Annotated in this window: 7 protein-coding genes; 5 read left to right on the forward strand and 2 right to left on the reverse strand. The window is 69.8% G+C overall.

From position 1 onward, the window contains the following. Positions 1-8: 8 nt before the first annotated feature. Entirely contained in the window at positions 9-359 is a 351-nt protein-coding gene (locus ACZ5Y9_RS01860; RefSeq protein WP_464472101.1) for a nuclear transport factor 2 family protein, read from the reverse strand. Between the two features lie 174 nt (positions 360-533). On the opposite strand from ACZ5Y9_RS01860, the gene ACZ5Y9_RS01865 reads away from it, so the two are divergent. The 5 genes from ACZ5Y9_RS01865 (at position 534) to ACZ5Y9_RS01885 (ending at position 13,379) form a co-directional block, all read left to right on the forward strand. After that, entirely contained in the window at positions 534-860 is a 327-nt protein-coding gene (locus ACZ5Y9_RS01865) for a hypothetical protein (RefSeq protein WP_464472102.1), read from the forward strand. A 57-nt stretch (positions 861-917) separates the two neighbouring features. After that, the gene (locus ACZ5Y9_RS01870) at positions 918-2,309 is read left to right on the forward strand and encodes a DUF7507 domain-containing protein (protein WP_464472103.1); all 1,392 of its coding nucleotides are present in this window, start codon (positions 918-920) and stop codon (positions 2,307-2,309) included. A gap of 161 nt (positions 2,310-2,470) precedes the next feature. Further along, complete coding sequence (locus ACZ5Y9_RS01875; protein ID WP_464472104.1) at positions 2,471-5,959, forward strand: SdrD B-like domain-containing protein; 3,489 nt, start codon at positions 2,471-2,473, stop codon at positions 5,957-5,959. Positions 5,960-6,144: 185 nt separating this feature from the next. After that, complete coding sequence (locus ACZ5Y9_RS01880) at positions 6,145-11,706, forward strand: DUF7507 domain-containing protein (protein WP_464472105.1); 5,562 nt, start codon at positions 6,145-6,147, stop codon at positions 11,704-11,706. Positions 11,707-11,801: 95 nt separating this feature from the next. After that, positions 11,802-13,379 (forward strand): LuxR C-terminal-related transcriptional regulator, encoded by a 1,578-nt coding sequence (locus ACZ5Y9_RS01885; RefSeq protein WP_464472106.1) that lies wholly within the window; start codon positions 11,802-11,804, stop codon positions 13,377-13,379. On the opposite strand, the gene ACZ5Y9_RS01890 is transcribed toward ACZ5Y9_RS01885, so the two are convergent. Further along, positions 13,358-13,939 carry a hypothetical protein gene (locus tag ACZ5Y9_RS01890; RefSeq protein ID WP_464472107.1) on the reverse strand — a complete coding sequence of 194 codons (582 nt, stop codon included), beginning with the start codon at positions 13,937-13,939 and terminating at the stop codon, positions 13,358-13,360. The two genes, ACZ5Y9_RS01885 and ACZ5Y9_RS01890, sit on opposite strands and share 22 nt — an antisense overlap. Positions 13,940-14,213: the final 274 nt, after the last annotated feature.

Consider the following 14,213-nt stretch of genomic DNA (forward strand, 5'->3'; position numbering starts at 1 on the left):
ACCCGCGATCACCCGCCGACGCGGCCGATCGACCCGCCGAAGTACACCTCGACGGCGCGCACGCGGCCGTCGTGCACCTCGAGCGACTCGACGTTGCGCCACAGTATGCCGTCGACGGCATACTCGTAGCGGTGCAGCACGAGACCGTCGATCGGGATGATCTGGAGGGTCTGCGCCGGTGAGCTGAAGTGACCCGCGGTCGGGAAGCAGCGCTCCAGCCAGGTCGCCTTGTCGATGTGGTCGTCCTGCGGGCTGGTGAACACGAAGTCGTCGGCCATGATCCGCTCGGCCGCCGCGCGATCCTGCTCGCGGAATGCCCGCATGAACTCCTGGACGACCCCGACGGCGCTGCTCGACATGTCGCGAGCGTAAGCCGCGACGGATGCCGTCGCAAGCGGATGCTCCTGCCCGGCCGCGTCACGAGGTCGGCTAGAATATCGCTGCCTCTCCACTCCTCGGGCGGAGTCGAGGTGATGGGGGATGTACGCCCGGTATCCGTCCGGCTTTACCCGAAGCCATGAAGGAGAACCCCGGTGGGGAACACTCGCGTTCGCGCGCGCCTTTCGCGCACCCTTTCGATCCTTACCCTGGCGGCTGCGCTCGCCACAGGACCGGTCCTCGTCGCGCCCGCCGAACCCGCCGCCGCGGCATCCGGGTTCACACAGGCCGCGACCGATCGAGCCCTGACGGGCGAGACGCCGTCGCCGCGCACGGAGGTGAGCGACAGCACCGGGCTGACACCCGCAAACCTCGCCATCGCCGGCCTGAGCGGCGCCTTGCTGCTCGCCGTCATCGGCGGGGTGGTTCTCGACGTGCGCCGTCGCCGCCCGTCGCGGCGGAATCGGATGCCGGGGGTGTGAGCGCATCGATAGAGTGTGCGCGGGGATGACCGCGTCAGCGATGAGGGGATTCAGGGAATGACGGTTTCGACGCGCACGATTCGTGGTGCACGGGGGCGGGCTCTCGCAGCCCTCGGCGGGGTGTTCGCGCTCGCGTTGGCAGCGGGCGCGGCTGCGGTGCCGGCCCAGGCGGCGGAGGCTCCGCTCGCGGTCACGCCGGGGGCCTGCGTGCCCGCCGACGTCTACGTGAACAGCGGCGACGACCCGCTCACCCTCCAGCGCTACGGGGCGGATGCCGCGACCGGTGCTCTCGCGCTCGAGTCGAGCGTCGCGCTCGACCGCTCATTCGGCGACATCGCCTGGAACGCCGATGAGACCGTGCTCTACGGGGTGGACTGGACCGACCCGCAGCACCTCTTCACGATCGATGCCGCCACGGGCGTCTCGACGGATGCCGGTGAGATCCTGTTCGACGACGGCAGCGCCCCCTTCGAGGACAACTGGCTCAACTCGCTCTCCGCGACCGCCGACGGCCGACTCCTCGCGGCCGGGTACCAGTACACGAGCATCTGGTTCCTCGATCCGGAGACCGCGCGGCTGACCGATGCGCCGGTGAGCTTCCCGATGCTGGCCGACGGCGAGACGTACCTCGCCTCGGGCGGCGACTTCCTCACCCTCGACTCCGGCCTGATCCTCGGTCTCGCCCACGACGGCGCCGACCGCGGGTTCCTCGTGCTGTTCGATTTCGCCGCCGGCACCAGCACGGTCGTCGGCCAGGTGCCGCTGTCGTTCGGTGCGGCGCTCTCGGGCGGACGCGTGTACCTCGCGGCATCGACCGGCGAGATCCTCGTGCTCGACGGCATCCCGACCACGGCATCCGAAGCGCCGCTGGCGACGTCCGTCGTCGCGACCACCGATCTCCCCCTGTACGGAGCGACCTCGCGCCAGGACTCGGGGGCGTGCCCCGTCGCGGCGCTGACGTTCGTGAAGGACTTCGCCGGCAACGATGACGCCGACGGCTCGGGAACGGTGACCGTCGGCGACACGCTGAGCTACACGCTGACGGCGACCAACACGGGCGAAACCGCTCTCACCACCGTCACGGTCGACGACCCGCTCACGGGGCAGAGCACCTCGTGCGAGCGGGTGGAGGTCGGGGCGGCCTGCGTGCTCACGGCGACGCACCGGGTGACGGACGCCGACCTCGTCGCCGGGCAGGTCGTGAACACGGGGCGGGCGAGCTCGGCCGAGACGGATGCCGTCGAGGATGCCGTCACCACGCCGGTCGTGGCCGCACCGGCCCCGCAACCCAGCACGGGCGGCGGCGGTGCTGCTGCGGCTCCCGCTCTCGCCGAGTCCGGCGGCGCCACCGGACTGCCCGCCATCATCGCGGCGATGGGTCTGCTTCTCTGGGGGGCGGTTCTCGTGATCCGTGAACTTCACCCCCGGTTCACCCACCGCGCTCCGTAATCGGAGCCCTTCTTCCCCGTCTCTCCAGTGCAGGGGTCTTCGGACCCGTGCGTGAACGCCCGGTTCCCGAGGCCGCGGCGTTCGACGAGTACCGGAATCGGTACCGACGCAGGGGTGCGTCCCCCCATTGACGCGCCCCCTCATCTGTTCTGGAGTAATCGATGTCTGAGCACATCGCGCGGCGATCCCGCGCGCGCACATTCGTTCACTGGCTGGCGGGTATCCTCGTCGCCCTCATGTCCATCGGCGGGCTGAGCGCTCCGGCGCTCGCCGCGGGTGGCACGGTCACGGTCTTCCCGGTCGACACCGGAAGCGGACACAACGGCATGCCCGTGCTGACGGAGGGTGGAACCTACGCCTTCCAGCTCGGCTACGGCAGCATGGACGACGGCGCCGTCGTCGCGATCGGCCTGCCGTCGGGGATCACGATCCCCGATGCGGCTCTCACCGTTCCCGACGGCAACACCGCCGTTCGCTCCCTCGCGGTCAACGCCGCCGGCGAGCTCGTCGTGACGTTCAACGATCCGTTCCCGGCCGATGTGAACCAGGGTGTTCTCGATCTCTCGTTCACGGTCGAGAAGGTGCAGCGGTCCGAGGTCCGCGACCTGGTCTGGAACGTCGACGGCACCCCCACGACCCAGAAGGTGATCATCACCGAACCCGGCGAGTCGCCGCAGTCGACGGGCACATCGTCGAACAAGTCGGTCGGCGGCGTGAACATTCCGCACACGGTCGTCGACGGTCGCGTCGTGATCGACCCGAGCGCGCTCGACATCGCCCTGCCGTACACGGTCACCGTGTCGAGCAGGGAGGCGCGCGACATCACGGTGACCGACACCCTCGGCGCCCACCTCGCCTTCGTCGAGGGGTCGCTCGCCGGCACCAAGGTCGTGCGCGACGCGAACGACCTGAACCCGGTCACCACCGCGCTCACCGATCTGCCCGCGATCTCGGGCACGAGCTTCGCCCACACCTTCCGTGCCGAGGCGAACTCGATCTACACCTTCACCTATCGGGCGACCATCGCCGACGCCGCTGCCCTCGAGGCCGTGCGCGCCGACCTGCAGCGCGCGTACGACGCCGTCGACAAGATCAACGGCGGTTCCTACTCCGTCACCGTCACCAACCAGGTCGACGTGAACGGCACGAAGCACAGCGCCGGCACCGCCATCCGCGGTTCGGTCAAGGGCCAGGACCGGCCGGGAACGGGCGCCGCCTTCGGCAAGACCGTCGACCCGACCGCCGTACAGCTGCAGAAGCAGCTCGCCGCCGGCGCGACCCTCGAGACGGCGATCGACGCGACCTACACGCTGCGCGCCGACCTGCGCGTCTTCGCCGACTTCGCCGACGGCCCGTTCGCGCTGACGCGCAACGTCGTCATCCGTGACACACTGCCGGCTCAGACGTCGTGGAAGACGGATGCCGCCGGCTTCCTCACCGCGATCGATCAGGACGGCACCGCCGTCGCACTCCGCCCCGCCAAGGGCATCACGAGCGACGTCGAGAAGACGATCGCCGCCGACGAGTACCGGGGCACCTACGTCGTCGACGGCAAGAACCTCTTCGTGAACATCGGCAAGGACGTCACCAGGGAGTACCGCCTCTCGGCCGCCGCCACGATCACCGCTCTGCCGCAGCAGGCGAGCAGCGACAACCAGTACGCGACCCAGTACCGCGTGTCGAACGACGCGTACTTCGTGTACGACGACGGCAAGTACGAGTCGAAGTCGGCCTCGACGACGATCACCGTCCCGAAGGACACCTCGGGCGGCGTCGACGACCCGGGCCGGTTCTCGAAGACCGCCCCGGGCGGAACCGTCTCGGTCACCGGCGGCACGTCGACGACGATCCCGTACACGTTCCGCATCGGTGAGAACGTCGGAGACGCCGCGACCTCGCGCATCGTCGACGAGATCGATCACTCGATCTTCGACGTGACCGCGGCGACGCTCCCCGCGATCAAGGAGTCGATCACCGGCGCCTACGACTACAACTACCCGCTCGACGGCGACACGTTCGACGTGACGATCGCCGAGGACGGCACGCTGGTCATCGCCCCGAACGACGCGTTCCCCAAGGACGCCGCGTGGGGAGCCGCTGCCGCGCCGTTCACCAAGAGCTGGACGATCACGGTCGACCTGCCCACGCAGGTGCTGCAGGGGAAGCAGACCATCGAGGTCGACAACTCGGCACGCTACGAGGGGGAAGGTCAGGAGATCGTCTACACCTCGACCTCGCGCACGACGGCGACCAGCTTCGGCAACGAGATGGAGGTGCGCAAGCGCGTTTACGACGCCGCGAACGACGCCTTCACCGGAAGCCTGCGGGTCGAGATGGATGCCGAGGGCGCCCTGACGCAGACCGACTTCATCTACCGCGTCGAGCTCCTGCCGCACGGCACCTTCACCCACATGGTCGAGGACGTCGTCGACGTGCTGCCCGCGGGCGTGGAGTTCCTGGGATGGGTCGCACCGGGTGACGTGACCTCGGGCACGACGACCGGCGGTGCCACCTACACGGTGCCGGGCACGAACATCACGGCTGCGTACGATGCGTCGACCGACACGGTCACGCTCGAGCGCGGACGCCTCGTGAGCGGTGAGACGCTGGCCCTGTTCTTCAAGGTGCGCGTCGTCGACTACCAGGCGAACGTCGGCATCACCAACATGATCGGCGCCGTCGGCGCCACGATCACGCCGACGAACGACTACCCGCTGAACCTGCTCAAGCGCGACAGCACGGATGCCGCGAAGCTGATCACCGACGCGGGCGCCCGCTTCTCGGTGCTGGCCGACGACCAGCAGACGGTCGTGCTGAGCGACCTGCGCGTGGTCGACGGCAAGATCGTCACGGCCGAGGGCACGACGCCGACCGTGAAGAGCGCCGGAACGTTCTGGCTGCGCGAGGACGTCGCGCCCGCCGGGTACCAGCTGGCGACCGAGCTCACTCGCATCGCCGTCGCGGCGAACGGGGTCTCGGACGACGTGGTGCTCTACAACACCCCGGGCACGACGCCCGAGCCCGAGAAGACGTACGCGATCGGCGACGTCACGTGGATCGACGCGAACAGGGACGGCCGACAGGACGACGACGAGCAGGTTCTGCCCGGCGTGACCGTCGAGCTCATCCAGGACGGCGAGGTCATTGCGACCACGACGACCGACGAGCGCGGGCGTTACCTGTTCGACGAACTGCCGGCCGGGGAGTATCGCGTGAAGTTCACCCTGACCGCGGACCAGAAGAAGACGTACGTCTTCACGCAGGCGGATGCCGGGGCGGACGACACCGTGGACTCGGATGCCGACACCACGACCGGCATGACGCAGACGATCGTGCTCGGGCCGGACAACGTCCACCTCTCGCGCGATTACGAATGGAACGACGTGCGGGCCACCGAGGGCGTCGACCCGACCTGGGATGCCGGCGTGATCGTGCGCGAAGCGCCGACCGAACCGACGCCGGGCACCCCGGGTGCAGGCGCCGAGGAGCCGGGAGAGAGCCCGGTCGACCCGGCGCGGCCGGGCACCCCGGGCGTCAACGCGCTCGCCACGACGGGCGGCGACCTGCCGCTCGCGCTCGCCGGAATCGCGCTGCTGCTGATCTCGGGAGGTGCCGTCACGTTCGCCGTACGCCGACGCCGCGCGGCCTGATCCGCGGAAACATCGAGTCCGGCGCGGGACACCACGAGAGACGTGGTGTCCCGCACCGGGGCGGGTGAAGCGAGGGTGAAGTTTCGCCTTCGCAGCGGCTCGGCGACCCTTCAGACGACAACATGCAGATGAGGCTCTGTCCTCGCGACCTCTGCGTCGCCCTGCGGTTTCTGAAGGGGAGTTCAATGACCGGTCCATCTCGCGCGCCCTCGCGCCTGCGCACAGCAGCCGTCGCCATGCTGGCGACGCTCGCCACCGTCACCATGATGCTGGTGGCCGCGCCCGCGGCGTACGCGGCGGGACCCGCCGTGCTCTCGATCGAGATCACGCCGGTGAATCCCACTACCGGCGAGGCAGTGACGGCGACCGGCTACGGACAGCAGAACAACCGTCTCGGATACCGCATCGCATACTCCTGCTCGGTCGCGGAGTGCACCGACACCGTGGTCACGCTGCCCGCGGTCGCCCTCGACCCGACCTACGGCACCTTCCGCATCCACCGCTACGAGACGTGGACACCGCCCGCCGGCGGTGGCGCGACGATCGCCAACACGGTGACGGGCGGAGTCACCGTGCGATTGGGCACCGTCGCGGCCGGGACGTCGTCGACGTTCCTCGTGCAGTACGTGCGCGACATCGATGCCAGCGCGCCCGGCGCCGCGGCTCCCGCCTACTTCCCGAACGGCTACCAGATCAGCAACTCGGCGACGATCACCTCGCCGAACGCGGTCGGACCCGCCACGGCCACTGCAGCGCCGGTCACGTGGCAGATCGCATTGCCCGCAACGCCCACCGTCGTGAAGACCGGTCCGGCGACGGTGCGCCCCGACACCGACATGACCTACACGGTCGCGATGTCGGACGGGTGCTTCACCAACCGCGGCTCCGGTCGCTGGACCGCCGCGGGCAACCTGCTCTGCGGCGAGAGTTACAGCGTGGTGGATCGGCTGCCTGCCCAGGCGCAGTTCGTCAGCGCCGGGGACGGCGGCGTCTACGACGCGGCGAATCACACCGTGACCTGGACGAAGTCCGGCGCGACCGCGGCCGGTGGATTCGGTGTCGCCGCCGTGGGCGGCTGGACCCAGGGGTACGGATACAACCCGCGCACCGTAACGGTCCGCTATCCCGCGAGCGCCTTCCCCGAGTCGGCGGACGGAGCGGACTTCATCGCTCCCGTCACCAACAACGTCGATGTCAGTGTGACCTACCTCGACGACGCGCAGACCGTGAAGACGGCGACCACCTCGTTCCGGCACGACGTCGTGCGGGTCGAGCCGTTCGGCCGCGCCGAGCAGACGAAGATCGGCAACGCCGACCAGGACATCAACGGATCCCGCTGGGTGAACGTTCCGCCGGACACGACCGGACTGGTCTGTCCGACGAGCGGCCGCGACGACTGGAACCGCGTCTGCACGCCGGGACAGACCGTCGCGCCATTCGCGACGCGCACCGACCGCTTCTGGCAGGTCGACACCTACAACCGCGGCAACGTCGCCGGCATCGCGACCGTGGTCGACGACGATCTGGGCAACTCCGACGTGCGCGTGCGGCGGATCACGACCTCGGGCGGCGCGACCGCACCGACGATCGCCTGGACGATCACCGACGGCACGACGACGACGCAGGGAACCACGACCGCGACCACCTACACGGCCCCGGCGGGCTCGTGGCTGACCGCGGCCACCGTGACCTCCGGTTCGCTGGCCGGCCCCAACCTGCTTCCGAGCGGCACGGCCGGAACCCTCTTCCGCATCAACTACGGGTACGATCTTCCGGTGGGCAGCCCGCTGTTCACGTGGCGCAACGCTGCGTCGGCGACCATGACCTACCCCGATCAGCCGCAGATCTCCCCGATCCCGGTGACCTCGACCGCAGCGGTGATCTTCCGCGAAACCCCGAAGGTCGCCGCCGCGGCGCCCGCTTTCAGCGCGGGATTCGTCGGCACACCGGTGGTCGAGGGCGGCGGACAGGTCGTTCCCGGAGGCAAGGTGACGTACCGCGTCAACGGCGCCACTGCCAATATTCCGGCCGACCGTACGGTTTCGCCCCAGTACGTCTTCATCGCACCGATCGGGTGGAACATCACTCCGAACTCGGCGAGCTTCGCCGCGGGAACCGTGCCGCCGGGAGTGAGCTTCACCTCCAAGAACGTGACGATCGCAGGCGTGACGCGTCAGGCGGTCATCGCCTCGTGGCCGACCGGGGCGACGTTCGGCGCCAACGCGACCTGGCCGACGATGAGCGTCTCGGCGAGCCCGACCTCGGCGGTCGCCGCCGGAACGAGCAGTGTCGCGAACGTCTGGACAGGAGACTCGCGCAACGCGTTCGCTCCGGACGCCACCACATGGGGCGGAAAGGTCGTCGACACGACGGACGTCGACGGAGACGGCAACATCACGGAGGCGTTCGCCTCGAACTCCATCAGCGTCTCGGTGAGCGGCGTGGCACGTCTCGACGTCGTGAAGGAGATCTGCGTGGTGACCGACGACGACTGCGTGTGGGTGTCGAACCCCGACGTGGTGGTCGGCGTCGATCCCGACGCGAGTGACATCACCTACCGCGTCACGCTCGTGAACTCGGGAAACACCGTGCTCTCGGGCATCGTCGGCTACGACATCCTGCCGCACGTCGGCGACGGCCGCGGCAGCACGTTCGCCGAAACGTTGAACACCGTCACCTTCCGATCCTTCAACATGGCGCTGAGCTACTCGGCGTCGCAGAATCCGTGCCGCACCGAGGTGCTCCCCACGAACCCCGGATGCACCACCGGGTGGACGGCCGGCGCGTTCGGTGCCTCCGCGATCCGCGCGCAGGTGAGCGGCAATCTCGCACCGGGAGAATCGTCGTCGTTCGAGTTCACGGCGAACGTCGTGCCGGGCGCCCCCGCCGACGCGATCGCCTGCAATTCGGTCGCCATCGACAGCGCCAGCACACTGCCGACCGAACCGCGCCCTGTGTGCGCGACCACGCAGGAGGCCGATCTCGCGGTCTCGGTGCCCGATCGCCTGCCGCTGCAGGCCGGACGCCCCGGCACGGTTCCCTTCGTGGTGACGAACCTCGGCGGGTCGGAGGCTGCGCCGGCGACCGTCGAGATCGCCGTTCCTGCCGGCATCCGCATCACCAGCCTGACCCCCGAGGGGTGGGTGTGCGATGCCGATGATGTCGCCGCCGACGGCTCGGTGCTCGGACCCGTGACGTTGACGTGCGATCCGGTGACGGCGGAGGGCGCATCGCGCATGCTCGCGCTCGACGAACCGAACCCGCTCGACCTGCCCGCCGTCATTCCCGATGACCAGCTGGTCGGTGACGACACGTGCTTCGGGGCCGAGGTCTCCGGCCTGATGTCCGACCCCGTCGACGCGAACAACACCACCGAGGCGTGCTTCGTCGTCGCGCAGGGAGACGCCCTCATCGGCATCACCAAGACCGACGGCATCGACACCGTCGCGATGGGCGAGGAGTTCACGTACACGATCGACGTCGCCAACCTGCTCACGGGCGAGGCGATCGCGGATGCGGTCGTAACCGACACCCTGCCCGACACCCTCGCGTTCGTCTCGGCCAGCGCGGGTGGCGTGGTGACCGATCAGGGCGAGGCGGATGCCGACGGCCTGCGCCCGGGAGGAACGGTGACCTGGAGCATCGCGTCCCTGGCGCCATCGGGCCGGCTCGGCGACGGCGATGCCGCGACGGGGGCGGCGGGCTCGACCCAGCAGGTCACCGTCACGGTGCGCATCGTGCAGGCCGCGGAGACGCAGGACGAGATCGTCAACGGCGTCCGGGTCGAGGCGGGCGATCCGGCTCTCCCGGGTGTCATCCTGGCTGCCGACGACTCCGACACCGACGACCTGATCCGATCGGCCGCACTGACGCTCGTGAAGTCGGCATCGCCGACCATCGTCGACGGCGTCGGCGACGAGGTCGCCTACTCCTTCGAGGTCACCAACTCCGGTGACGTCACCGTCGCCGACGTGCAGATCGACGAGACCGCCTTCTCGGGAACGGGTACGGCTCCGGTCGTCACGTGTCCGGCGGAGGCGGGCGAGCTCGCCCCGGGCGACGTCGTCACCTGCTCTGCTGCATACGAGGTCACGCAGGCCGACCTCGACGCCGGAGCGATCACCAACACGGCCATCGCCTCGGCGTCGGCTCCCGCCGGCGTCGACGATCCCGAGTCCGAGCCGTCGACCGCGACCGTCGACGTGACCGCGGCGCCCGCTCTCTCCCTGGTGAAGTCGGTGGCATCCGATCCGATCCAGGCGGCGGGTGACGAGGTGTCCTACGTCTTCACCGTCACGAACGACGGCAATGTCACACTCGAGGGCATCGAGATCGAGGAGACGGCGTTCACCGGATCGGGTGAGGACGTCGTCGCGAACTGCGCCGACGGCTCCCTCGCGCCGGGCGACTCCGTCGACTGCACCGCGACGTACGCGGTGACCCAGGCCGACGTGAACACCGGACGCATCGACAACACGGCGGTGGCCCACGCCACCACCCCGGCGGATGACGTCGTGTCGAGCGACCCGTCGTCGGCCCCCGTGATCATCGACGCGGCTCCGGGTCTCACGGTCGTCAAGTCCGCGACCCCGACCGACCTCGCGGTCGACGACGAGGTCACGTACTCGTTCGTCGTCACCAACACCGGCAACGTCACGCTCCAGAGCGTCGCGGTCGTCGAGGGCGAGTTCACCGGATCGGGCGACCTCTCGGCCGTCGACTGCGGCGATGTCTCGCGCACCCTCGATCCCGACGACCAGTTGATCTGCGAGGCGACGTATGTCATCACGCAGGACGACGTGGATGCCGGTTCGCTGTCGAACACTGCGACCGCGACGGGTACCGGTCCGGGCGGGCCGATCGCGTCCGACCCCTCGCGCGAGGATCTCTCGTTCGAGCGCGTGCCCGGCCTGGCGATCGTCAAGACGGCCGACGTCGAGGGCATCGAGGCGGCGGGGCAGGAGATCGAGTACCGCTTCCGGGTGACGAACACCGGCAACGTGACGGTCTCGGACATCGCGGTCGAGGAGGGGGCGTTCTCCGGAACGGGCGAGCTCTCCGAGATCGGCTGCGAGACCGGGAGCCTCCTGCCCGGTCAGTACGTGGACTGCGTCGCTGCGTACGAGGTCACGCAGGACGACGTGGATGCCGGCGGCATCACCAACACGGCGTCCGCGACGGCGAGCGTGCTCGGCGATGCGACGGTCGACGCCGATCCGTCGACCAGTGAACTGCCGTTCATCGGCGTGCTCTCCCTCTCTCTCGAGAAGGTCGGTACCCCGATCGACGTCGACGGTGACGACAGGATGACGGTGAACGACCGCATCCGCTGGACCTTCACCGTCACGAACCCGAGCGCGGCGACGCTCTCGGGTCTTGAGGTGTCGGACCCGATGGCGGGTGCGATCGAGTGCGAGGCCGACGTGCTCGCTCCCGGAGAGACGGTGGCGTGCGCGGCGATCGAGGAGTATCAGGTCACGGCCGCGCAGGCCGCGGCAGGGGAGGTCGTCAACGTGGCGACGGCCACCGCGACGGGTGTGGGTGACGCCCGGGCGGATGCCGAAGCGACGGCCAGTGTGACGATCGTCGAGGTCGCTCCCGCTGCTCCCTCGCCGGCGGGTCCGTCAGGCCCGCTGGCCACGACCGGCGGCGACCCCCGGGCGTGGACTCTCCTCGCCCTTCTGGTGATGCTCGCCGGCGCGGGACTGGTCGTCGTCTCGCGGCGGCAAGGGGTGCGGCGGGGTTAGCGTCGCGCCCGCGTACGGAGCGGCGGCCGACGACCCGAAGGTCGGTCGCCGCTCGGTATATTGCATAGGAGAAAAGAGAGCGATTCCCTCCCCTCATGAGCAGTGATCCCCTGGGTGACGTGCGCCTCCCACCGTCCCCCGACCAGGTCGAGCACGGCCTGCGCCGCGCGCTCGACGAGGAGGACTGGTCGTCGGCCGTGCAACTGCTCGGCACGCACTGGTCCCTCCTCCTGGACGAGCATCGGGAGCTCCTCGACCTGGCCCTGAAGGCCGTGCCGCTCGGTGCGTTCGAGCAGGATGCCCGAGCCGCGGCCGTGCGCGACATCCGCCTGCACTCCTCGGCGGACGCCGTCGACCGGATGCTGGGCGCTGCCACTCTCCCCGACGCCGACGACACCGCGAAACTGGAGTCCCTCGCACGTTCGGAGCGAGCGCTCAGCCTGCTCAGTGTCGCCTCGTCGCGCATGATCGCGCTCCGCGTGCGAGGCAGGATGTCACGCGCGATCCAACTCGCCCGGCTGGTGGAGATGTTCGGGCGCATCGCCGCGGTGCATCAGCCCGCACTCGTGCACGATCGTCTGCCGCCGGCGCTGCTGCAGGCGGGGATCACGCGCGGACTCGCCGACGACCTCCCCGGCGCCGCCGTCGGGCTGCGCGATGCCTACGAACGCGCTCATCAGTCCCGCGTCGCCTACGTCGAAAGGGATGCCGCCGGGAAGTCGGCCCTCTTCCATGCGCTGGAGGGCGACATCGAGCAGGCGCGCTCCTGGCTGGAGCGTCACGACGATGCACCGACCGCCGACGGCTGGTATCGCTCCCGGATCGCGCTCACCGCGGATGTCGCGCGGAGCCTCGTCGCGATCGAGGGTCTCCGGTCGTCCGAGGCCCAGGCCGCCGTGCGCTTGCTCGATCAGCCCGTCAACGCCGAGCAGAGCTGGGGGCCGACCGTCTCTTACGCTCGGATGCGCTACGCGCTGGCGTGGGGGGACCGGCTCAGCGCGCTGGATTCACTGCGCTCGGATCGCGTCAGGTACGCGGAGTGGCTGGGCGAAGGCACGACGATGGGACCCCTGTTGGCCCAGGGAGAGGTCGATCTCCTGCTCTCCCTGGGGCAGACGCGTCAGGCTCGCCTCGTCATCGACGCTCAGGACGACCACCTCGTGAACCGTGTGGCGCGCGCGCAGCTCGCTCTCGTCGAGGGAGACGTCGTCGGGGCGGCGCGTCGTGCGGCGGCGACGCTGGGGGAGAGGCAGACGATCCGCGCGCGGGTGAAGGCCCTGACGGTGCACGCCGTCGCCACCGATCGCCGTCCCGGGGGGATGAGTGCGGCCGAGAGCTACTCGGATCTCAGAGCGGCGATCGGCGAGCGCGGGTTGCTGTTCGCCGCGCTGAGCGTGCCGGCCGATGTGCGAGGGCCGCTCGATGCGCTCCTGCCACCGGATCACGGCGCACGCCAAGTGCTTCCGGATCCGACGGATCGGGTGCGCCTGACGCCCCAGCAGCAGCACGTGCTCCTCGGGCTCGAGCGGGGCCTCACCGTGCGTGAGATCGCGCTCGAATCGCACCTGTCGACCAACACCGTGAAGTCGCACGCACGGGCGCTCTACCGCCGTCTCGAGTCGACGACTCGCGATGAGGTGATCGGGCGGGCCTACGAGCTGGGGCTGTTGTGAGGTGCCTCCGTACGGTTTCGTCCGACGCCGGCGCGATGCAGGGCGGAGGCGAGGGCGCCGGAGAGCTCCGACGCCAGCAACTCGCCGACGATGCGCCCGAGGAATGATCCCAGCAGGATCGCCGGGGAGAGGTGCTCGGGCGAGAACACGACGATGGAGACCCCGAAGAGAGCCGTCCCGGCGCACACCGCCGCCAGGAGATACCGTCGGCGTACCCGCGCGCCCGTGCCTCGCGTGCGCCAGACGACGAGGTCGATGACCGCTCCGGCCAGCACCAGCGGGAAGATCACGATCACTCCCGCGGTGTTCGCGACCGCGATGAAGACGGCGGCGATCGCACTGGTGAGCACGGCCGTGCCCGGCACATCGGTCAGCCGCCGGGCCAGGAACGGCAGGAGGCTGTGCACTCCGGCCACCAGTGCGTACATCGGCGGGGCGAGCGGGGCGAGCGCGGTGAGCAGGGGGGCGGTCACGAAGTGGATCAGCAGGTGCACCGCGGCCAGCGCTCCGCAGATCAGGAGCACGCGAGTCGTCGGGCGACGATGAGTCGGGGAGGCCATCCCCCTCACGGTACCGGGGTGGGGCCCTTCGATGGGCTCAGGAACCCACGCGGGGCGGGTGAGATTCCCGCCCGTCGCTCGTCTAGAAGATGAGGACCTCCCCAGGCCTCGATGGAGCGGGCTCGCCCGCGGCTGCGGAGCCTTCCTCCCACATGACCCCGCAGCGTCGCGAAGAAGGAGGGGCGTTCCCCAGCGCCTCTCCTTCTCGGCTCTCGCTCCGCATCGACCCCGCCGCATCGAGCCCGCAGAGGGTGAGTGAGTGGGTGAACTCGTG

It is taken from the genome of Microbacterium sp. T3-8, from assembly GCF_055398145.1.

Coding starts and splice junctions, on each gene's coding strand:
- ACZ5Y9_RS01860 (WP_464472101.1), bottom strand. CDS start 359: ATGTCGAGCAGCGCCGTCGGGGTCGTCCAGGAGTTCATGCGGGCATTC.
- ACZ5Y9_RS01870 (WP_464472103.1), top strand. CDS start 918: ATGACGGTTTCGACGCGCACGATTCGTGGTGCACGGGGGCGGGCTCTC.
- ACZ5Y9_RS01890 (WP_464472107.1), bottom strand. CDS start 13,939: ATGGCCTCCCCGACTCATCGTCGCCCGACGACTCGCGTGCTCCTGATC.
- ACZ5Y9_RS01885 (WP_464472106.1), top strand. CDS start 11,802: ATGAGCAGTGATCCCCTGGGTGACGTGCGCCTCCCACCGTCCCCCGAC.
- ACZ5Y9_RS01880 (WP_464472105.1), top strand. CDS start 6,145: ATGACCGGTCCATCTCGCGCGCCCTCGCGCCTGCGCACAGCAGCCGTC.
- ACZ5Y9_RS01875 (WP_464472104.1), top strand. CDS start 2,471: ATGTCTGAGCACATCGCGCGGCGATCCCGCGCGCGCACATTCGTTCAC.